The sequence below is a fragment of the Serratia sp. Ae19-1 genome, from assembly GCF_059801225.1.
The window spans coordinates 1-22,297 of the sequence record NZ_JBCHWD010000010.1; the positions used below are offsets into that span (position 1 = coordinate 1).

Annotated in this window: 16 protein-coding genes; 10 read left to right on the top strand and 6 right to left on the bottom strand. The window is 61.9% G+C overall.

Annotated elements, in window-relative coordinates; translation table 11 throughout:
* Positions 1-43: 43 nt before the first annotated feature.
* On the bottom strand, positions 44-1,114 hold the full coding sequence (gene lptG / locus AAIE04_RS22355; RefSeq protein WP_019453290.1) for an LPS export ABC transporter permease LptG: 1,071 nt from the start codon (positions 1,112-1,114) through the stop codon (positions 44-46).
* Positions 1,114-2,208 (bottom strand): LPS export ABC transporter permease LptF, encoded by a 1,095-nt coding sequence (gene lptF / locus AAIE04_RS22360; protein WP_197667662.1) that lies wholly within the window; start codon positions 2,206-2,208, stop codon positions 1,114-1,116. Before lptF ends, lptG begins: the two co-directional genes overlap by 1 nt.
* Before the next feature lie 282 nt (positions 2,209-2,490).
* Here lptF and pepA point away from each other — a divergent pair, with 282 nt between their 5' ends.
* The 5 genes from pepA (at position 2,491) to AAIE04_RS22385 (ending at position 9,963) form a co-directional block, all read left to right on the top strand.
* Positions 2,491-4,002 carry a leucyl aminopeptidase gene (gene pepA / locus AAIE04_RS22365; protein ID WP_004933352.1) on the top strand — a complete coding sequence of 504 codons (1,512 nt, stop codon included), beginning with the start codon at positions 2,491-2,493 and terminating at the stop codon, positions 4,000-4,002.
* An 84-nt stretch (positions 4,003-4,086) separates the two neighbouring features.
* Positions 4,087-4,536, top strand: coding sequence for a DNA polymerase III subunit chi (locus AAIE04_RS22370; RefSeq protein WP_016929275.1), 450 nt, complete (start codon positions 4,087-4,089; stop codon positions 4,534-4,536).
* Positions 4,537-4,548: 12 nt separating this feature from the next.
* Positions 4,549-7,425, top strand: a complete 2,877-nt coding sequence (locus AAIE04_RS22375; protein WP_498577701.1) for a valine--tRNA ligase — start codon at positions 4,549-4,551, stop codon at positions 7,423-7,425.
* Positions 7,426-7,624: 199 nt separating this feature from the next.
* Positions 7,625-8,128, top strand: a complete 504-nt coding sequence (locus tag AAIE04_RS22380; RefSeq protein WP_004933360.1) for a GNAT family N-acetyltransferase — start codon at positions 7,625-7,627, stop codon at positions 8,126-8,128.
* Positions 8,129-8,355: 227 nt separating this feature from the next.
* Complete coding sequence (locus AAIE04_RS22385) at positions 8,356-9,963, top strand: GMC family oxidoreductase (protein ID WP_498577702.1); 1,608 nt, start codon at positions 8,356-8,358, stop codon at positions 9,961-9,963.
* Between the two features lie 15 nt (positions 9,964-9,978).
* On the opposite strand, the gene miaE is transcribed toward AAIE04_RS22385, so the two are convergent.
* Positions 9,979-10,743, bottom strand: a complete 765-nt coding sequence (gene miaE / locus AAIE04_RS22390; protein WP_015376459.1) for a tRNA isopentenyl-2-thiomethyl-A-37 hydroxylase MiaE — start codon at positions 10,741-10,743, stop codon at positions 9,979-9,981.
* A 179-nt stretch (positions 10,744-10,922) separates the two neighbouring features.
* Entirely contained in the window at positions 10,923-11,348 is a 426-nt protein-coding gene (gene rraB, locus AAIE04_RS22395) for a ribonuclease E inhibitor RraB (protein ID WP_004933365.1), read from the bottom strand.
* A 162-nt stretch (positions 11,349-11,510) separates the two neighbouring features.
* On the opposite strand from rraB, the gene argF reads away from it, so the two are divergent.
* The 5 genes from argF to ridA all read left to right on the top strand — a co-directional run bounded on the left by argF (position 11,511) and on the right by ridA (position 16,549).
* Positions 11,511-12,530, top strand: a complete 1,020-nt coding sequence (gene argF / locus AAIE04_RS22400) for an ornithine carbamoyltransferase (protein ID WP_004933372.1) — start codon at positions 11,511-11,513, stop codon at positions 12,528-12,530.
* 196 nt (positions 12,531-12,726) lie between these two features.
* Positions 12,727-14,295: an ABC transporter substrate-binding protein gene (locus AAIE04_RS22405; protein ID WP_498577703.1), complete on the top strand. Its 1,569-nt coding sequence runs from the start codon at positions 12,727-12,729 to the stop codon at positions 14,293-14,295.
* Between the two features lie 298 nt (positions 14,296-14,593).
* Positions 14,594-15,529, top strand: a complete 936-nt coding sequence (gene pyrB, locus AAIE04_RS22410) for an aspartate carbamoyltransferase (RefSeq protein ID WP_015376456.1) — start codon at positions 14,594-14,596, stop codon at positions 15,527-15,529.
* Positions 15,530-15,541: 12 nt separating this feature from the next.
* The gene (gene pyrI / locus AAIE04_RS22415; protein ID WP_019453298.1) at positions 15,542-16,006 is read left to right on the top strand and encodes an aspartate carbamoyltransferase regulatory subunit; all 465 of its coding nucleotides are present in this window, start codon (positions 15,542-15,544) and stop codon (positions 16,004-16,006) included.
* 156 nt (positions 16,007-16,162) lie between these two features.
* A complete protein-coding gene (ridA, locus tag AAIE04_RS22420; RefSeq protein ID WP_019453299.1) occupies positions 16,163-16,549 on the top strand; it encodes a 2-iminobutanoate/2-iminopropanoate deaminase in 387 nt (128 codons plus the stop codon).
* A 52-nt stretch (positions 16,550-16,601) separates the two neighbouring features.
* Here ridA and AAIE04_RS22425 read toward each other — a convergent pair whose 3' ends face one another.
* On the bottom strand, positions 16,602-18,992 hold the full coding sequence (locus AAIE04_RS22425) for a beta-N-acetylhexosaminidase (protein ID WP_498577704.1): 2,391 nt from the start codon (positions 18,990-18,992) through the stop codon (positions 16,602-16,604).
* 211 nt (positions 18,993-19,203) lie between these two features.
* Positions 19,204-21,912, bottom strand: coding sequence for a magnesium-translocating P-type ATPase (mgtA, locus tag AAIE04_RS22430; RefSeq protein ID WP_498577705.1), 2,709 nt, complete (start codon positions 21,910-21,912; stop codon positions 19,204-19,206).
* Between the last annotated feature and the right edge of the window lie 385 nt (positions 21,913-22,297).

Below are 22,297 nucleotides of genomic sequence, written 5' to 3' on the forward strand. Positions count from 1 at the left end.
CGCGGCCCCGCGGCCACGCCTTTCTTCACTACCGATCGCCCCGCTACTTGCGTTTGAGCAGCATATACACGCTGATCAGCAGGAACAGCATGCTCGGCAGCAGCGCGCCCAGCACCGGCGGCATGCTGTATACCATGCTCAGCGGGCCGAAGATCTGATCCAGCACGTAGAACAGGAAGCCGAAGCTGATGCCGGTCACCACGCGGATGCCCATCGGCACGCTGCGCAGCGGGCCGAAGATGAACGACAGCGCCATCAGCATCATCACCGCCACCGACAGCGGCGAGAAGATTTTGCTCCACATGTTGAGCTGGTAACGGTTGGATTCCTGGCCGCTCTGCTTCAGGTACTTCACGTAGTTGTGCAGCCCGCTGATGGAAAGCGAATCCGGATCCAGCGCCACCACGCCCAGTTTGTCCGGGGTCAGGTTGGTTTTCCATTCGCCGGTCAGCGTCTGGGTACCGGTCACCTGTTTCGGGTTGGTCAGATCCGAGGTGTCCACCTGCGAAAGCTGCCACAGGCCGTTCTCGAAGCTGGCGGTGGCGGCATAGCGCACCGTCTCGAGGCGACGCTGATCGTTGAAGTGGTAGATGTTCACGCCGGAGAGTTCTTTATCGCCGGAGACGCGCTCGATGTAGATGAAGTCGTTGCCGTCCTTCGCCCACAGCCCGCTCTTGGTGGAGAGCAGCGAGCCGCCGTACATCTGCTGGGCGCGGTAGTTACGCGCCATCTGCTCGCCCTGCGGCGCTACCCACTCGCCGATCGCCATGGTCAGCAGCACCAGCGGAATGGCGGTTTTCATCACCGAGCCGGCGATCTGCAGGCGGGTAAAGCCGGAAGCCTGCATCACCACCAGTTCGCTGCGCGTCGCCAGTTGGCCCAGGCCGAGCAGCGCGCCAAGCAGCGCCGCCATCGGGAAGAAGATCTCGATGTCTTTCGGCACGCTCAGCAGGGTGTACATGCCGGCGCTCAGCGCGGTGTATTCGCCCTGGCCCACCTTGCGCAGCTGATCAACGAACTTGATGATGCCGGACAGCGACACCAGCATGAACAGCGTCATGATGATGGTGTTGAAAATCGTTTTACCGATATACCGGTCTAATACGCCAAACATCAGGCCGCTCCTCTCAGGCGTGCGCGCAGCTTGCGCATCGGCACGGTATCCCACAGGTTCAGCGCCAGCGCGATCGCGAAGTAAACGCCGTTAACCAGCCACAGCCACAGCATCGGATCCAGCTTGCCCTTGCCGGCGTTGGAGCGCAGCGAGGTCTGCAGCAGGAAGAAGATCAGATACAGCAGGATGGCCGGCAGCATGCTCAGCACGCGGCCCTGGCGCGGGTTCACCACGCTGAGCGGCACTACCAGCAGCGCCATCAGCGCCACCGAGACCACCAGCGTCAGGCGCCAGTGCAGCTCGGCGCGCGCGTCCGGATCGTCGGACTCCCACAGCGTCTGCATCGACATCTGTTCGGATTCGGTGTTATCCGCCGCCACGGTGCGGTGGCCAATCACCGCCTTGTAGTCGGTGAAGTCGGTAATGCGGAAGTCGCGCAGCAGCGCGGTGCCTTCAAAGCGGGTGCCCTTGTCGAGCGTCACCACCTGCGAGCCGTCTTTCTGCTGCACGATGTTGCCGTGCTCGGCCACCACCACCGACGGGCGTTGGTTGCCGTTCGGCCGCAGCTGCGCCAGGAACACGTCCTGGAAGGTGCTGCCCTTCACGTTGCCGATAAACAGCACCGCGTTGCCGTCCTGCGAGGGTTTGAACTGCCCTTCCGCCAGCCCGGCGATGCTCGGGTTGGCCTTGGCTTCGTTCACCACCACGTCCTGATAGCGCGAGGCCCAGGGGCCGGCCCAAAATACGTTCACCGCCGCGACCGCAGAGGTGAGCAGCGCCAGGATCATGGCGGCGATAATCAGGGTGCGTTTACCCAGCCCGCAGGCGTGCATGACGGTGATCTCGCTCTCGGTATACAACCGGCCAAGCGTCATCAGCAAGCCGAGAAACAGGCTCAAAGGCAGGATGAGCTGCGCCATTTTCGGCACGCCCAACGCGAGCAGAGAGAGAACTAAGTTTGTCGGGATATTGCCGTCCACCGCGTCGCCCAACACCCTGACCAAATTCTGACAAAAGAAGATCAGAAGCAGGATGAACAGGATGGCGATTTGGCTCTTGAGCGTTTCCCGTACCAGATATCTTATGATGATCACGCTTATTACGCCTGTGAAAACTTGTCTTTTTGCAGGAAAATCGATAATTTCATCGTTAATCCGCCATTTATTCTCATCATATGGCAACCTTCACAGCTAAAATAGTATTACAACATCAAGCCGTTTGGGTGTCCTATAGGAACTTGCTTATAGTCGCCAAAACAGAGCAATTTATGCCGTTCAGGTTAACATAATCCGTTAACTCAAATGGCAGGAGATCGTTACGGAGTCGGTTATTCTAGCCGTAGCGTCCGCCTTTGTCTTTAAGATTCAGGAGAGTGCATGGAGTTCAGTGTAAAAAGCGGTAGCCCGGAAAAACAGCGCAGTGCCTGTATTGTAGTCGGCGTTTTCGAACCGCGCCGCCTGTCCCCTATCGCAGAACAACTCGACAAAATCAGTGATGGTTATATCAGCGCATTACTGCGCCGTGGCGAACTGGAAGGCAAGGTCGGGCAGACGCTGCTACTGCACCATGTGCCCAACATTCTCTCCGAGCGCATCCTGCTGATCGGCTGCGGCAAAGAGCGCGAGCTCGATGAGCGCCAATACAAGCAGGTGATCCAGAAAACCATCAATACCCTCAACGACACCGGCTCGATGGAAGCGGTCTGCTTCCTGACCGAGCTGCACGTGAAAGGCCGCAACACCTACTGGAAAGTGCGTCAGGCGGTAGAAACCGCCAAAGAGACGCTCTACACCTTCGATCAGCTGAAAAGCAACAAGGTGGAGCCGCGTCGTCCGCTGCGCAAAATGGTGTTCAACGTGCCGACCCGCCGTGAGCTCACCAGCGGCGAGCGCGCGATTCAGCACGGCCTGGCGGTAGCTTCCGGCATCAAGGCGGCCAAAGATCTCGGCAACATGCCGCCGAACATCTGTAACGCCGGCTACCTGGCCTCGCAGGCCCGTCAGCTGGCGGACGCCTTCAGCACCAACATCACTACCCGCGTCATCGGCGAACAGCAGATGAAAGAGCTGGGCATGAACGCCTATCTGGCGGTCGGTGCCGGTTCGCAGAACGAATCATTGATGTCGGTGATGGAATATAAGGGCAACCCAAATCCGGACGCTAAGCCGATCGTGCTGGTCGGCAAAGGGCTGACCTTCGACTCCGGCGGCATCTCGATCAAACCGGCCGACGGCATGGACGAGATGAAATACGACATGTGCGGCGCGGCGACCGTGTACGGCGTGATGCGCGTGGTGGCTGAGCTGAACCTGCCGCTGAACGTGATCGGCGTGCTGGCCGGCTGTGAAAACATGCCGGGCGGCCGGGCGTATCGTCCGGGCGACGTGCTGACTACCATGTCCGGCCAGACCGTCGAGGTGCTCAACACCGACGCCGAAGGCCGTCTGGTGCTGTGCGATACCCTGACCTACGTCGAGCGCTTCGAGCCGGAGCTGGTGATCGACATCGCCACCCTGACCGGCGCCTGCGTGATCGCCTTGGGCCACCACATCACCGGCCTGATGTCGAACCACAATCCGCTGGCGCACGAGCTGCTGGGCGCTTCCGAGCAGGCCGGCGACCGCGCCTGGCGCCTGCCGATGGCCGACGAGTACTACGAGCAGTTGGACTCCAACTTCGCCGACATGGCGAACATCGGTGGCCGCCCTGGCGGCGCCATCACCGCCGCCTGCTTCCTGTCGCGCTTCACCCGCAAGTACACCTGGGCGCACCTGGATATCGCCGGCACCGCCTGGCGTTCCGGTAAAGCCAAGGGCGCGACCGGCCGCCCGGTGGCGCTGCTGTCGCAGTTCCTGCTCAACCGTGCAGGTCTGAACGGCGACGATTAAATCTGAGCGGTAATTCAGGTATAATCCCAAGGGGCACAGCATGCTGTGCCCCTACATTTTTTTATCGGCAGCGGTGGATCTTTAATGAAACAGGCGACGTTTTATTTGCTCGACAACGCGGAACCGTCAGGCGCGCTCAGCGCCCATGAGGCCGTGGCCTGCGCCGTTGCCGCCGAACGCTGGCGTTCCGGCAAGCGGGTGCTGATCGCCTGCGAGAGCCAGGAGCAGGCCCAGCGGCTGGACGAAGCGCTGTGGCAGCGCGAGCCGCATGAATTCGTGCCGCACAACCTGGCCGGCGAAGGGCCGCACTACGGCGCGCCGGTGGAACTGTGCTGGCCCGGTAAGCGCGGCAACGCCCCGCGCGATCTGCTGATCGCCCTGCTGCCGCAGTTTGCCGATTTTGCTACCGCTTTCCATGAAGTGGTAGACTTCGTTCCTTACGAAGACACTCTGAAACAGTTGGCGCGCGACCGTTACAAGGCCTATCGCAGCGTCGGCTTCCATTTGACCACGGCTACGCCGCCAACTCACTGAATACGATAAAGAATGGAAAAGACAAACAGTCAGCTCGACACCGCATACGACCCAAAACAGATCGAACAGAAGCTGTACGATCACTGGGAGAATCAGGGTTACTTCAAGCCGAACGGCGACACCAGCCAGGAAAGCTTCTGCATCATGATCCCGCCGCCGAACGTCACCGGCAGCCTGCACATGGGCCACGCGTTCCAGCAGACCATCATGGACACCATGATTCGCTATCAGCGCATGCAGGGTAAAAACACCCTGTGGCAGGCGGGCACCGACCACGCCGGCATCGCCACCCAGATGGTGGTAGAGCGCAAGATCGCCGCGGAAGAAGGCAAAACCCGCCACGACTACGGCCGTGACGCGTTCATCGACAAGATCTGGCAGTGGAAGGCGGAATCCGGCGGCACTATTACCCGTCAGATGCGCCGTCTGGGCAACTCCGTGGACTGGGAGCGCGAGCGCTTCACCATGGACGAAGGCCTGTCGAACGCGGTGCGCGAAGTGTTTGTCCGTCTGCACAAAGAAGACCTGATCTACCGCGGCAAGCGCCTGGTGAACTGGGATCCGAAGCTGCGCACCGCCATCTCCGATCTGGAAGTGGAAAACCGCGAGTCCAAAGGTTCCATGTGGCACCTGCGCTACCCGCTGGCCGACGGCGCGAAAACCGCCGAGGGCAAAGACTACCTGGTGGTCGCCACCACCCGTCCGGAAACCGTGCTGGGCGATACCGGCGTGGCCGTCAACCCGGAAGATCCGCGCTATAAGGACCTGATCGGCAAAGAGATCATTCTGCCGCTGGTCGGCCGCCGCATCCGCATCGTCGGCGACGAACACGCCGATATGGAAAAAGGCACCGGCTGCGTGAAGATCACCCCGGCGCACGATTTCAACGACTACGAAGTCGGCAAACGCCACGGCCTGCCGATGATCAACATTCTGACCTTCGACGGCGACATCCGTCAGGAAGCAGAAGTGTTCAACACCCTGGGCGAAATCTGCACCGACTACTGCAACGAGATCCCGGCCGAGTTCCGCGGCCTGGAGCGCTTCGCGGCGCGTAAAGCGGTAGTGGCCGCCTTCGACCAGCTGGGCCTGCTGGACGAGATCAAACCGCACGACCTGACGGTGCCTTACGGCGATCGCGGCGGCGTGGTGATCGAGCCGATGCTGACCGACCAATGGTACGTGCGCACCGCGCCGCTGGCCAAAGTGGCGGTGGAAGCGGTCGAACAGGGCGAAATCCAGTTCGTACCGAAGCAGTACGAAAACATGTACTTCAGCTGGATGCGCGACATTCAGGACTGGTGCATCTCGCGTCAGCTGTGGTGGGGCCACCGCATCCCGGCCTGGTACGACGTGAACGGCAAAGTCTACGTGGGCCGCAGCGAAGAAGAAGTGCGCAGCGAGAACAACCTGGGCGCCGACGTGGTGCTGACCCAGGACGAAGACGTGCTGGACACCTGGTTCTCGTCCGGCCTGTGGACCTTCTCCACCCTGGGCTGGCCGGAGCAGACCGAGGCGCTGAAAACCTTCCACCCGACCAGCGTGATGGTCAGCGGCTTCGACATCATCTTCTTCTGGATCGCGCGCATGATCATGCTGACCATGCACTTCATCAAGGATGAAAACGGCAAGCCGCAGGTGCCGTTCAAGACCGTCTACATGACCGGCCTGATCCGCGACGACGAAGGCCAGAAGATGTCCAAGTCGAAAGGCAACGTGATCGATCCGCTGGATATGGTCGACGGTATCTCGCTGGAAGATCTGCTGGAAAAACGCACCGGCAACATGATGCAGCCGCAGCTGGCGGAGAAAATCCGCAAGCGCACCGAGAAGCAATTCCCGAACGGCATCGAGCCGCACGGCACCGACGCCCTGCGCTTCACCCTGGCGGCGCTGGCCTCGACCGGCCGCGACATCAACTGGGACATGAAGCGCCTGGAAGGCTACCGCAACTTCTGTAACAAGCTGTGGAACGCCAGCCGCTTCGTACTGATGAACACCGAAGCGCACGACTGCGGCTTCAACGGCGGCGAGAAAGTGCTGTCGCTGGCGGATCGCTGGATCCTGGCCGAATTCAACCGCACGGTGAAAGCCTACCGCGAAGCGCTGGATACCTACCGCTTCGATCTGGCGGCCAACATCCTGTACGAATTCACCTGGAACCAGTTCTGCGACTGGTATCTGGAGCTGACCAAGCCTGTCGTGAGCAACGGCAGCGAAGCGGAACAGCGCGGCACCCGCCACACGCTGATCACCGTGCTGGAAGCGCTGCTGCGCCTGGCGCACCCGATCATTCCGTTCATCACCGAAACCATCTGGCAGCGCGTGAAGCCGCTGACCGGCACGACCGCAGATACCATCATGCTGCAGCCGTTCCCGGCCTACGACGCCGCGCTGGAAGACGAGCAGGCGCTGAACGATCTGGAGTGGATCAAGCAAACCATCATCGCCGTGCGCAACATCCGCGCCGAGATGAACATCGCGCCAAGCAAAGCGCTCGACGTGCTGCTGCGCAACTGCAGCGCCGACGCCCAGCGCCGCGTGCAGGAGAACCAGAGCTTTATCGCCCGTCTGGCGCGTCTGGAATCCATCGCGCTGCTGCCGGCCGGTGAGAAAGGCCCGGTCTCCGTCACCAAGCTGGTGGACGGCGCCGAGCTGCTGATCCCGATGGCCGGTTTCATCGACAAGGACGCCGAGATCGCGCGTCTGGCGAAAGAGATGGGCAAGCTGGATGCGGAAATCGCTTCGATCGAAGGCAAGCTGGCGAACGAAGGCTTCGTGGCGCGCGCGCCGGAAGCGGTAGTTGCCAAAGAGCGCGATCGTCTGGCGGCCTGCAAAGAAGGCAAAGTGAAGCTGCAGGAACAGCAGGCGACCATCGCCGCGCTGTAATCCACCGGCTCACGCCAACGCCTGAAAAACAGCGGGGTCTTCCCCGCTGTTTTTTTATCGCCGTTGCATCCGGGCCGGGTTAGATGTTATTACAAGATATTACTGCCGCAAGGACGCCGCCGGGAAATAACCCCGGCGCGTTTCGCGCTGCGATAAAAATGAAAAACGAACGTGGTCTCTTTCAATGGCGAGTGTAAACATGACAACAGCAACCCCGGCGCGCCTGCTGGTGCGCCCCATCACGGCGGAAGACAATCCCGCCATTGCTCACGTCATTCGCGAAGTCTCCGCCGAGCACGGCCTGACGGCGGATAAAGGCTATACCGTCTCCGATCCCAACCTGGATGCCCTGTATCAGCTCTACAGCCTGCCGCGCAGCGCTTACTGGGTGATCGAGGTGGACGGCCAGGTCGCCGGCGGCGGCGGCATCGCGCCGTTGCAGGGTGGCGCAGACGATATTTGCGAATTGCAGAAAATGTATTTCCTGCCGGTGTTGCGCGGCAAGGGATTGGCGAAACGCCTGGCGCTGCAGGCGCTGGATTTCGCCCGCCAGCACGGCTTCCGCTGTTGTTACCTCGAGACCACCGCCAGCCTGACGCAGGCCGTTGCGCTGTACGAACACCTTGGCTTCGAACACATCGACCACGCGATGGGCGCCACCGGCCACGTCGATTGCGAAGTCACCATGCTGAAAACGCTGTAATCCTTCCCCGCCTCTTCATCAGGGCGCAGCTTGCTGCGCCTTTTTTATTAATATCGCAATCAATCAGTAAAACTCGCTATAACGCCGTTTTTCAAGCAGATAAACTGACGTTAAAAACCACGATGTAAATTTAATGTGAAGTTCGTTAATAAATTAACGATCGTAAATTGACCACCTTTTCCCCCGAGCTACTCTTCCTGTATCTCAATCGCGCACGGAGAGCTGTCATGTCGGAAAATACCTTTGATTACATCATCGTCGGCGCCGGTTCCGCCGGCTGCGTGCTGGCGGCGCAGCTTATCCGCCGCACCCAGGCGCGGGTGCTGCTGCTGGAAGCCGGCGGCGACGACAATAACCTGTTCATCAAGATGCCGGCCGGGGTGGCCAAGATCATCGCCAAAAAGAGTTGGCCCTACGAAACGGAGCCGGAACCGCATGCCAATAACCGCCGCATGCAGATCGCGCAGGGCAAGGTGCTGGGCGGCAGCAGTTCGGTCAACGGCATGATCTACCTGCGCGGCCAGCCGCAAGATTACGACGACTGGGCCGAACGCTACGGCTGCACCGGCTGGAGCTACCGCGAGGTGTTGCCCTACTTCAAGCGCGCCGAGGCCAACGAAAGCCTGTCCGACGACTACCACGGCGCCGACGGGCTGCTGCCGGTCAGCGAGAATCGCTACCGCCACCCGCTCAGCATGGCGTTTATCCGCGCCGGCCAGGAGCTGAACCTGCCCTATCGCAACGACTTCAACGGCGACAGCCAGCACGGCGTCGGTTTCTACCAAACCACCACCCACAACGGCGAGCGCGCCAGCACCGCCCGCACCTACCTGAAGGCGGTGCGCGACGAACGGCGGCTGGTGGTGAAACTGAACGCCCTGGCGCACCGACTGACCTTCGAGGGTAACGTCGCCACCGGCGTGGTCTACAGCCAAAACGGCGGCACAGAAGTCACCGCCCGCGCCACCAAAGAGGTGATCGTCAGCGCCGGCGCGGTCGGCTCGCCGAAGCTGCTGATGTTGTCCGGCATCGGTCCGCGCGACCACCTGCAGCAGCTGGGCATCGAGGTGCGGGCGGATCTGCCGGTGGGCAAAAACTTTCACGACCATCTGCACATGTCGATCAACGTCAGCATCCGCGAGCCGATCAGCCTGTTCGGTGCCGATCGCGGCCTGCAGGCGCTGAGCCACGGCGCGCAGTGGCTGGCGTTTCGCAGCGGCGTGCTCTCGTCCAACGTGCTGGAAGGCGCCGCCTTCACCGACAGCCAGGGCGACGGCCGGCCGGACGTGCAGATCCACTTCCTGCCAATGTTGGACAACTGGGACGACGTGCCCGGCGAACCGCTGCCGAACATTCACGGTTTCACGCTCAAGGTCGGCTACCTGCAGCCGAAGGCACGCGGCGAAGTGCGGCTGCGCAGCAGCAACCCGCGCGATCCGGTCAAGCTGCACGCCAACTACCTCGGTCACCCGGACGATCTGGCCGGCAGCGTGCGCGCGGTGAAGTTCGGCCTCCGCTTCCTGCAAACCGCGGCGCTGAAGCCGCTGATCAAAGATCTGCTGATGCCGCAGCCGGAGTGGACGCGCGATGAGGCGCAGCTGGAAGAGTTCGTGCGAAACTTCTGCAAGACGGTGTATCACCCGGTGGGCAGTTGCCGCATGGGGCCGTCGCCGCAGGACGCGGTGACCGATCCGCAGTTACGGGTACACGGTTTCGAACAGCTGCGGGTGATCGACTGTTCGGTGATGCCGCAGGTCACCAGCGGCAACACCAATGCGCCGACCATCATGCTGGCGGAAAAGGCGGTGGATCTACTGCTGGGCGCGCCGCAGTAAGGGCGCGCCTCAACCTCAGGCGGCGGCGGGCACGCCGCTGTGGAAGCGCAGTTCGCTGTCCGGCGACAGGATCAGTTCAGCTTCGAGGCGGCCGAAATGCGCCACTCGTTCGCTGATGTCGCCGCCGGCGATCTGCTCGGCCAGCGTCAGGTAGTCCTGATAGTGGCGCGCTTCGGAGCGCAGCAGCGAGACGTAAAAGCGGTTCAGCTCGTCGTCCAGGTGCGGCGCCAGTTTGGCGAAACGTTCGCAGGATCGCGCTTCGATGTAGGCGCCGCAGATCAGTTTGTCGATCAGCGTCGCCGGATCGTGGGTGCGGATCTCGCGGATCATGCCCTTGGCGTAGCGGCTGGCGGTGATCTTGCGATACGGGATCCCGCGCGCCTGCATGATCTCCAGCACCTGCGAGAAGTGATGCAACTCTTCCTTGATCAACAGCACCATGCGATCCGCCAGATCCTGGCCGTAGGCCGAGCCGTTTTTCGGCAGGATCTTGCGGGTGAACTGGCCCTGGCGGAACAGCGTGTCCGGCGCGCCCTGCGCTTCGTGCAGAAACGCCTCGTAGGGCCGCAGCAGCGCCAACAGCGCGTCGCCGCTCTCTTTGTCCGCCACGTAGCGGCGGATCAGCCACATGCCGGTCTGCGCGGCTTTCAGCTCGCACACCAGGTGGTCGGTCAGCAACAGCTGCAGGTTTTCCGGACGGCGCGCAGCGTCGATCCAGGCGTCGGGGGTTTCACAGTGCAGGAAGCTTAAAATCGGGGCTAACAGGGATTGGTATGTCATGGCGTCATTGCCCTATGTATTTCAAGTTGCAGCTAAGCAGCCAGCTCACTCATCCCCAGGAGCTTACTTAGGTAAGTGACTGGGGTGAGGGAGTGCAGCCAACAACGCTGCAGCTTGAAAGACGACGGGGATATCAGGGGCCGGCGAAAGCCAGCCCACAGGTATTGATCGGAAAGGAATTAGTGGCGTTTGCCGTCGTCGTCTTCGTCGATGTAGTCGCCGTCTTCGTCATCCTCACCGTCTTCACCGTTCGGATCTTCGAAGTAGGTGCCCCAGCCGTCGTAGTTGACGCCGCAGCGTTCCGCCAGCGCCACCAGCTGCTCGACCTGGGCGTCGATCAGCTCGGCGTTCAGGCCGACTTCGCTGATCACGTCGCAGCACATCACCAGCGAACCGTCTTCCACTTCCAGCTCTTCGGCGTCGGTCACTTCGTAGCCCAGCTTGAAGGCTTCAACGGCGGCCTGCTCCAGAACCTCAAATTTCTCGGCGGACAGATGGTGCTCGATGGTGTAGAGCGCGTCCGGATCGCTGCCGTCTTCCAACAGCTCTTCGATGATCAGGCGGGTCTCTTCACGTTGTTCTTCCAGCAATTCGCGGTTTGCCATGCCTATATCCTCAAGTCAAATGGCCTTCATTCCTTCTATTTTCACACACCGCCGACGTTGCTTCCACGATAAACGTGAAAGATTTCCATGTTGGGGTTGAAATTGAATATTCATACATATAAAGTGAATTTTAATTCAATTACACAATCAGGGGATCGGACTATGAGCACCGGCAATGCGTTCTACCAACGTCACTTTCTGAGGTTAATGGATTTCACCCCCGCCGAACTGCAGGCGCTGCTGAAGCTGGCGGCCGATCTGAAACAGGCCAAAAAGCTGGGGCAGGAACAGCGCCGGCTGCAGGGCAAAAACATTGCGCTCATCTTCGAAAAAGACTCGACCCGTACGCGATGCTCTTTCGAAGTTGCCGCATTCGATCAGGGCGCACAGGTGACCTATCTCGGCCCAAGCGGCAGCCAGATCGGCCATAAAGAGTCGATGAAAGACACCGCCCGGGTGCTGGGCCGCTTGTACGACGGTATTCAGTATCGCGGCTACGGCCAGGCGCTGGTGGAAACCCTGGCGCAGCACGCCGGCGTGCCGGTGTGGAACGGCCTGACCGACGAGTTCCACCCTACTCAGCTGCTGGCGGATCTGCTCACCGTACAGGAGCATCTGCCGGGCAAGGCGCTGAGCGAGGTGAAGCTGGCGTACGTCGGCGACGCGCGCAACAACATGGGCAACACGCTGCTGGAAGCCGCCGCGCTGGCGGGCATGGATCTGCGGCTGGTGGCGCCGAAGGCCTGCTGGCCGCAGCCGGAGCTGGTGGCCGAGTGTCAGGCGCTGGCGCAGCAAACCGGCGCGAAACTCACCCTGACCGAAGACATCGCCGAAGGGGTGCAAGACGCCGACTTCCTCTACACCGACGTCTGGGTGTCGATGGGCGAACCGAAAGAGACCTGGCAGGAGCGTATCGCGCTGCTGCGGCCGTATCAGGTCAACATGGCGATGCTGAAGCTGACCGGCAACCCGAACGTGAAGTTCCTGCACTGCCTGCCGGCGTTCCACGACGACCAAACCACGCTCGGCAAGCAGATGGCGCAGCAGTACGATCTGCACGGCGGCATGGAAGTGACCGACGAGGTGTTCGAATCGGCGCACAGCGTGGTGTTCGATCAGGCGGAAAACCGGCTGCACACCATCAAGGCGGTGCTGGTCGCCACGCTGAGCGAAACGCTCTGACAATCCCCCCCCTCCGCCCTGGCGCCCCCGGCCAGGGCGGCTAATATATTCCTGGAATATCAAATAGCGGATTGACCTTTGCCCACCACCGGTAAAGGTTCTACCGTGACAGGCCGACGGCACCCGCGCCGTAAAAACCAACGATAACAAACCGTTCTCAGCGCCGCCTTGTGGCGCCTTCAGGGGATATACACCGATGAAAGCCAAACTCTTGCCGCTGTTCCTGCTCGCCGCCCTGCCCGCCACCGCGTTAGCCGCCACGCCGCCGAATACGCTGGTGGTGGTGCAATCGCTGGATGACATCGTCAGCCTCGATCCGGCGGAAGCCAACGAACTCTCCAGCATCCAGACGGTGCCCAGCCTGTATCAACGATTGGTGCAGGCGGATCGCGACGATCCGGCCAAGGTGGCACCGGTGCTGGCGGAAAGCTGGCAGAGCGATGCGGCGGCCAAAACGCTGACGGTGAAACTGCGGCCGCAGGCGGCGTTCGCCTCCGGCAACCCGCTGACCGCCGACGACGTGATCTTCTCCTACAGCCGCGCGGTCAAGATGAACAAGTCGCCGGCGTTCATCCTCAACGTGCTCGGCTGGCAGCCGGACAACATCGACGCGCAACTGAAGAAGATCGACGAACATACCGTGCAGCTGCGCTGGGTGGCGGACGTCAGCCCGGCGGTGGCGCTGAATATCCTCTCGACGCCGATCGCTTCGATCGTCGACAGCAAGGCGGCGCTGGCCAACGTCAAGGACGGCGACTTCGGCAACGCCTGGCTGAAAATGCACTCCGCCGGCAGCGGCCCGTTCAAGATGCGCGTCTATCAGCCGCACCAGGCGATCGTGCTGGACGCCAACCCATCGACGCCGGGCGACAAGCCGCAGCTGAAAAACATCATCATTAAAAACGTGCCGGACCCGGCCACCCGCCGCCTGCTGATCCAGCAGGGCGACGCCGATATCGCCCGCGAACTGGGCGCCGACCAGACCGATACGTTGAAGAACCAGCCCGGCGTCAAGGTGCTGGAGATCCCGTCCGCCGAGCAAAACTACCTGGTGTTCAACGCCGGCAACGGCGCCAATCCGCTGCTGGGCAACCCGGCCTTCTGGGAAGCGGCGCGCTACCTGGTGGATTATCAAGGCATCACGAAAGATCTGCTGAAGGGCCAATATTTCGTGCACCAGAGCTTCCTGCCGGTCGGCCTGCCGGGCGCGCTGGAGACCAACCCGTTCAGCTACGATCCGGCCAAGGCGAAAGCCATCCTGGCCAAGGCGGGGATCACCCACGCCGCCTTTACGCTGGACGTGGAGAACAAACCGCCGTTCATCACCATTGCGCAGGCGCTGCAGGGCAGCTTCGCCGCCGCCGGCGTGAAGGTCGAGCTGCTGCCGGCCGCCGGCAGCCAGGTTTACTCCCGCGTGCGCGCCAGACAGCACCAGGCGGCGATCCGCCTGTGGATCCCGGATTACTTCGATGCCCACTCCAACGCCAGCGCTTTCGCCTACAACGACGGCAAGAGCAGCACGGTGGCCGGGCTGAACGGCTGGCAAATCCCGCAGTTGAATAAGCAGACGCTGGCGGCGCTGGCCGAAGCCGATCCGGCCAAGCGCCGTGCGCTGTACACCGCCATGCAGCAGGAGCTGCAGCGCAGTTCGCCGTATGTGTTTATCGATCAGGCTAAAACCGAAGTGGTGCTGCGCGACAACGTCAAAGGCTATCAACAGGGGTTGAACGCCGACATGGTCTACTACGATCGCGTCAGCAAATAGCCGGCAGGTGGCCATCACCTGCCAATCGATTGCGGGGCGGCAAAAAACGGCGTTTTAACGCTTGCAGTGGCGAAAAGCGCGAGTATAATGCGCCACAATTTGCCAGGAGAAAGCATGAAAAACGACGTTTGTTTTGTTAGCCGCAATCGACAAAACCGACTGCCTATCGGCGGCCAGCTGCCGTTGTTTCTCCTGTTGCTAAACCGATCGTTTCAAGCCCCTCATTGAGGGGCTTTTTTTTGCCTTGAGAATATCCCAAAGTCCCGCGCCACGGGCACGCGTCGAGGAGGAGTGAAAAATGGCCAACCCGCTGTATCACAAACACATCATCTCTATTAACGATCTCAGCCGCGAGGATCTGGAGCTGGTGCTGCGCACCGCCGCCGGTCTGAAAGACAACCCGCAGCCGGAGCTGTTGAAACACAAGGTGATCGCCAGCTGCTTCTTTGAAGCCTCGACCCGTACCCGCCTGTCGTTCGAAACCTCGATGCACCGCCTCGGCGCCTCGGTGGTCGGTTTCGCCGACGGCAGCAACACCTCGCTCGGCAAGAAAGGCGAAACCCTGGCCGACACCATCTCGGTGATCAGCACCTACGTAGATGCCATCGTGATGCGCCACCCGCAGGAAGGCGCGGCGCGCATGGCTTCGGAGTTCTCCGGCAACGTGCCGGTGCTCAACGCCGGCGACGGCGCCAACCAGCACCCGACCCAAACCCTGCTGGATCTGTTCACCATCCAGGAAACCCAGGGCCGCCTGAGCAACCTCAGCATCGCCATGGTCGGCGACCTGAAGTACGGCCGCACCGTGCACTCGCTCACCCAGGCGCTGGCCAAGTTCGAAGGCAACCGCTTCTACTTCATCGCCCCGGACGCGTTGGCGATGCCGGCCTACATCCTGAAAATGCTGGACGAGAAAGGCATCGAGTACAGCCTGCACGGCAGCATTGAAGAAGTGGTGCCGGAGCTGGATATTCTCTACATGACCCGGGTGCAGAAAGAGCGCCTCGATCCGTCCGAGTACGCCAACGTGAAGGCGCAGTTCGTGCTGCGCGCCGCGGATCTGGCCGGCGCGCGCGCCAACCTCAAGGTGCTGCACCCGCTGCCGCGCATCGACGAGATCGCCACCGACGTGGATAAAACGCCGCACGCTTACTACTTCCAGCAGGCGGGCAACGGCATCTTCGCCCGCCAGGCGCTGCTGGCGCTGGTGCTCAACGCAGATTTGGCTCTTTAAGGGGGAACCGCCATGACTCATGACAACAAACTGCAGGTCGAAGCGATCAAATGCGGCACGGTGATCGACCACATTCCGGCGCAGATCGGTTTCAAACTGCTGACGCTGTTCAAGCTGACCGCCACCGACCAGCGCATCACCATCGGCCTGAACCTGCCTTCCAACGAGCTGGGCCGCAAGGATCTGATCAAGATCGAGAACACCTTCCTGACCGAGCAGCAGGCCAACCAGCTGGCGATGTACGCGCCGAAGGCCACGGTGAACCGCATCGATAACTATGAAGTGGTGCGCAAGCTGACTCTCAGCCTGCCGGACCACATCGACGGCGTGCTGACCTGCCCGAACGGCAACTGCATCAGCCGCAGCGAGCCGGTGGCGTCGAGCTTCAGCGTGAAGCCGCGCGATGGCGAAGTGCACCTGAAGTGCCGCTACTGCGAAAAAGAGTTCGAGCATCAGGTGGTGCTGCAGGCGGACTGAATTCTGCCCCTTTGCGGGAGCGGCGCTGTTAATCTGCGCGTCACTCCCTATAATGGATGCCTGAAAATAACTCTACCCACGTTGCTACCCACCGAATTTTACGCTGCGGCCGACCGCGCGGCGGCGTGAAAGACAACGGGTCTATCAGGAGAAAACATGTCACGTAACATCAGCACTGAACTCGCCCCGGCAGCCATTGGTCCTTATGTACAGGGCGTTGATCTGGGCAGCATGATCATCACTTCCGGCCAGATCCCGGTCGATCCGAAAACCGGCGCCGTCGCCGACGACGTGGCCGCTCAGGCGCGCCAGTCGCTGGAAAACGTCAAAGCGATCGTCGAAGCCGCCGGCCTGAACGTTGCCGACATCGTGAAAACCACCGTGTTCGTGAAAGACCTGAACGACTTCGCCACCGTCAACGCCGCGTACGAAGCCTTCTTCACCGAGCACAGCGCGCCGTTCCCGGCCCGCTCCTGCGTGGAAGTGGCGCGTCTGCCGAAAGACGTGAAGATCGAAATCGAAGCCATCGCCGTGCGTCGTTAATCGACACGTACGCGCATCACGGCCAGTGCAGACTGGCCGTTTTTATTTGTCCTCACTCTGTTTTAAGACCACGCAGCAGCGCCTCCAGCGGGTATACCGCCGCAATCACCACTTCGTCGCGCGTCTGCGCCGCCGCATCCAGCTGGCGCTGCGCTTGCTCGACCTCGGCCCGGCTCAGCGGTTTGTCCTGCTGATGGCGCTCCAGCAGCGTTAAGCCCAGCGTGGCCAGGGTGCCGACGTCCTGCGCCACCGGCGCCAGATCCCGCAGCGTGCGGTTGCCCGCGATCGCCGTCTGCAGCGCCGCGCCGTTCGTCTGCCAGCGCTGCAGCCGTTCACGCAGCGCCTGCGCCGCGGCCTTATCGCGCTTGTCCTGCAACAAGGCCGCGACCTGGGCATGCATGGCGCGCACCGCCTCGCTTTCCGGCGGCAGCGCATCGGCAAAGCGGTTCAGCGGTTCGAACTGGTGATAGTTGCCGGCCTGGAACTTCAGGTGCTGGCGGGTGTAATACTGCGCCGGTTCCACCGCCTCGGCCAGGATCTGCAGCGGCGCGATCTGCACACTGTTGCTCAGGCGGGTGAATTCGCGCGCCGTTTCCGCATGTTGCTGCAGGCCGACCGACACCACCGACCAGGCGTCGATCGCCGCCAGCCGCCGGTACATGTTGCTTTCATCGGTGACGTCCTGCGCCGACCACAGCCGCTCCGCCACCGCGAAGGCGCGCGGCCACAGCTTGATATCGAGCAGCGGCGCGCGCACGTTTTCCGCCCACAGCGCCGCTTCGCCGCCGAGAATGTTGGCCTGCCCCTTCTCGTCCGGCACCACCGGCATCTTGCCCGCCGGCGCTGCAGCCAGTTTGTCACCGCTGGTGGGGTAACGCACGTTGCCGACCAGCGTATAGCCGCTGAGCTTGTCCTGCTGCAGCGTGAACACCGGCCGCGTGTCGCCCATCCAGGTATCGACGCGGAACGTCACTTGCTGCGGCGTGCGCCAGACGATGTCATGCAGCGCGCGGCGCGACTTGCCGTTGAAATCGATAAAGCCACGCCAGCCCTGCTTGCCCTCGATCAGCGTGAAGCTGCCTTCCACCGCGCTGCCCTTCAGGCGCGGCATGCTGAAACGCCAGCTTTGCGCCTGCTCGCCGGGCTGCACCGCCGTCTCGACCCCCAGCGGCTGCGGCAGAATTTCATTGCGGTAGTGATAGGCGGTGCTTTGCGGCTGATCGAGATAGAAACCGGTGGAGAGAATGCCTTGATAGCCGTCCTGGGCGCTGGCGCCCAGCGAGTCCTGCCCCTGCCAGGATTGAATGACGATCGAACGCGGCAGCGACGGATGGTAGATCTCATCCCAGCCAACCATCTGCCGCTGGTGCTTCTCGAGGATCTTTTCCAGCTTCTGGTTGAAGTAAGCCTGCAGCGCATGGGTATCCGCCAGCCCGTTCTTCTGCATAAACGCCTGAATCGACGGCGACGCCCGCCACTGGCTGGCGTCAACTTCATCGCCGCCAATGTGCAGATAAGGATCGGGAAAGATCGCCGCCAGTTCACCGACGATCGTGTCGACAAACTGATAAACCTCGTCACGGCTCGGATCGAGCGTCGGCTTATGCACACCCCACTCGCGCTCCATGCGATACGGCCCCGGCGCGCTCATCAGTTCGGGATAGGCCACCGCGATGCTGGAGGCGTGCCCCGGCATGTCGATCTCCGGCACCACGCGAATGCCGCGCGCCGTGGCGTAAGCCACCACCTGCCGCATTTGCTCGCGGGTGTAAAACTGGCCGTCGCTGGCCTGCTGCTGCAATTTGGGGTAATGCTCGGAGGCGAAGCGCCAGCCCTGATCGTCGCTCAGGTGCCAATGGAACACGTTGAGCTTGGCCGCCGCCATGCCGTCAAGCTGGCGCAGAATGTCCGGCAGCGGCAGGAAATGGCGCGCCGAATCCAGCAGCACGCCGCGCCACGGGAAGCGCGGCACGTCGCGGATATCCACCAGCGGCAGGAAGGTGTTTTGCCCGTCGGTCTGCAGCAGCTGCAGCAGGGTCTCCATGCCGCGCAGCGCGCCGAAGCGGGTGTTGGCGGTCAGCGTAGCGCCCTGCGCCGTAACCGCCAGCCGGTAGCTTTCGTCGCTGCCCGGCAGCGGCTGCGCCGCCACCCGGTCCTTGATCACCACCTTGATCGCCGCGCCGTTCGCTTCTTCCCTCGGCGCCAGCGTCCAGCCGGTCTGCAGTTCGATGCGCTGACGCCAGCGTGGCAAGGCGTCACCCAGATCGTCGCCCTGGAGGCTTAACGCCAGCCGGTGATCCAGCACCAGCTTGCCCGCCGGTTGCGTCACTTCCACCTGCTGCGGCCAGGGCATCAGCGGCAGATCGCCCGCCGGCTGCGCCAGCGCGCCGCAAGAAAGCCATAACGATGAAGCCAGTAGCGTATAACGGAAAGGTCTGTGCATCGGAAATTCCTCAGAGGAAAAAAACAAAATATCCCCAATGAATTTCAAACCACCGCTAGGCGATAAACAACAACGCGGTGGCTTGAAAGGCGCAGGGGAAAACAGCCAACGCTGTAGATAAAGACTCAGCACAGAACAGATGTCCAACCGTTGCGGTGAAAAAGCGGACGGGATCACAATTGCCCCCTCCCGGCCGGAGGGGGCGAACGGGTTATTGCCAGCCGTAGCGGCGCACGAACCAGCCTTTCACGCACTGGGTCAGCACCATGTAACCGGCGAGGATCAGCACCAGCCACGGGAAGTAGGCGAGCGGCAGCGCCTGCAGCTGCAGGAAGCCGGCCAGCGGCGAGAACACCAGGCCGATGCCGGTGGCGATCACCGCCAGCGTCATGATGCACAGCGGCCAGGACGGGCGGCTCTGGATAAACGGAATTTTGCGCGTGCGGATCATGTGCACGATCAGCGTTTGCGACAGCAGCCCTTCAACGAACCAGCCGGACTGGAACAGCGTCTGCATTTCCGGCGTATTGGCCTTGAATACCCACCACATCAGGCTGAAGGTCAGCACGTCGAAGATTGAACTGATCGGCCCAAAGAACACCATAAACCGCCCCAAATCGGCGGAGTTCCAGCGCTGCGGCTGGGTGATCTGATCGTCGTCGACGTTATCGAACGGGATGGCGATCTGCGAGATGTCGTACATCAGGTTCTGAATCAACAGGTGCAGCGGCAACATCGGCAGGAACGGCAGGAAGGCGCTGGCAATCAGCACGCTGAACACGTTACCGAAGTTGGAGCTGGCGGTCATCTTGATGTATTTCAGCATGTTGGCGAAGGTGCGGCGCCCTTCGATCACCCCTTGCTCCAGCACCATCAAGCTTTTTTCCAGCAGAATGATGTCCGCCGCTTCCTTGGCGATATCCACCGCCGAATCGACGGAGATGCCGATGTCGGCCGCGCGCAGCGCCGGCGCATCGTTGATGCCGTCGCCCATAAAGCCCACCACGTGCCCCTGACGGCGCAGCAGTTTGACGATGCGCTCCTTGTGCAGCGGCGTCAGCTTGGCGAACACCGTGGTGCGCGCCGCCGCCTGCGCCAGCTGCTCGTCGTCCATCAGCTCGATCTCGCTGCCGCGCAGCAGGTGATCGGCCGCCAGCCCGACGTCCCGGCATACTTTGGCCGCCACCAGCTCGTTGTCGCCGGTGAGGATCTTCACCGTGACGCCGTTCTGTTTCAGCGCCGCCAGCGCCGGCGCGGTGCTCTCCTTCGGCGGATCGAGGAAGGCGACGTAACCTTCGAGGATCAGGTCCGATTCATCCGCCACGCCGTATTCATGGGTTTGCGCCGGCAGGATCTTGTTGGCCACCGCCACCACCCGCAGCCCCTGCTGGTTGAGATCGTCGGTGATGCGGCGAATGCGCGCCAGCAGCGCCTCGCTGAGCGGGATCACCTCATCTTCGTGGCGCACGTGGCTGCAAATCGCCAGCATCTCTTCCAGCGCGCCCTTGCACACCAGCTCGTGATACTCGTTGTCTTTGGCCACCACCACCGACATGCGGCGGCGCACAAAGTCGAACGGGATCTCATCCACCTTGCGGTAGTGCTGCAGCGCCTCCGGCTGCTGATTTTGCTCCGCGCAGCTCAGCACCGCCACGTCGAGCAGGTTTTTCAGCCCGGTCTGGTAGAAGCTGTTCAGCCAGGCGTAGCGCAGCACCCGCTCGCTGCTGGCGCCGAACACGTCGGTGTGGCGCTCCAGCACGATCTTGTCCTGGGTCAGGGTGCCGGTCTTGTCGGTGCACAGAATATCCATGGCGCCGAAGTTCTGGATGGCGTCCAGCCGTTTGACGATCACCTTCTGGCGCGACAGTTTCACCGCCCCTTTGGCCAGCGTCGAGGTGACGATCATCGGCAGCATTTCCGGCGTCAGCCCGACCGCCACCGACAGCGCGAACAGCGCCGCTTCCCACCAGTCGCCCTTGGTGTAGCCGTTGATCAGCAGCACGATCGGCGTCATTACCAGCATAAAGCGGATCAGCAGCCAGCTGACCTTGCTGATACCGTTCTGGAAGGCGTTCGGCTGCTCATCCTGGCTGGTGACACGCTGCGCCAGCTGGCCGAAATAGGTGCTGCCGCCGGTGCCGATCACCATCGCCAGCGCGGTGCCGCTGACCACGTTGGTGCCCATGAAGCACAGGTTCTGGCAATCGAGCGGATCGGCCGCCAGCGTCTGCGGCGCCGCAGATTTCTCCACCGGCAACGATTCGCCGGTCAGCGCCGCCTGGCTGATGAACAGATCCTTGGCCGACAGCACGCGCAGATCCGCTGGGATCATGTCGCCGGCCGCCAGCTTGATGATATCGCCCGGCACCAGCTGCGCGATCGGCAGCTCCACATGCTCGCTCCTGCCGGTGAGCGCATCGCTGCGGATCACCGTGGCGGTGTTGCTCACCATCGCTTTCAGCGCATCGGCCGCCCGGTTGGAGCGCGCCTCCTGGATGAAGTTCAGCAGCGTGGAGATCAGCACCATCAGCGCGATCACCAAGGCGCCGGTGAGATCCTCGGTGGCGTAAGAGATCATGCCGAGCGCGGTCAGCAGCAGATTGAACGGGTTGCGGTAGCAGTGCCAGAGGTGTTGCCACCAGGCCTCTTTCTGCTGATCGTCGATGACGTTCTCGCCGCAGCGTTGACGCACCTGTTCCGCCTCATGGGCGGTGATACCTTCCGGGTGGCTGTGGAAACGCTCAAACAGCTGCATCGTCTCTGCGGCGGCGCATTCCAGCCGCTGCTGCGCCAGGCCGGCCGGCATATCGCGCGCAGCGCCGCTGACGCTGTCCAGCAGGCTGTCGCGGCGCACCAAACGGCGCGGAAGGCCGCGGGCGAACAGGCCCAGCAGCTGACGGGGGAGTTTTTTCAGTTTCATGGTTCGCACCTCGTCGCCCGGTGCCTCACGGCAGCGGGTAAACGGGGATCGTCATCGGCCGGGCGGATGGCGGGCACGCCAAAAAGCCTCTGCCAATGCAGATCCTTATTCTTTTTTCAGCAGCAGGAGCGAACGACGAAGCGCGCGCCACCGGTTACCGTGATGTACTTCACCGGTAAAACAGCAGCGCCAGGCGGAGAGGTTTTACCGGAGAACCGAGTGAGTGTCTAAAGCAGTCGGGTCGGGGTCCATATGGGGTATAACCTCCGGTAAAGGGAAAAACAGAGCGGCAGGAGCGGCCGTTCATCGCAATGTCACAATCCCGTTTTGCATCAAGATCCGCGTCGGAAAATGAGCTATGCTGACGGGCATTCATTATTGGCCG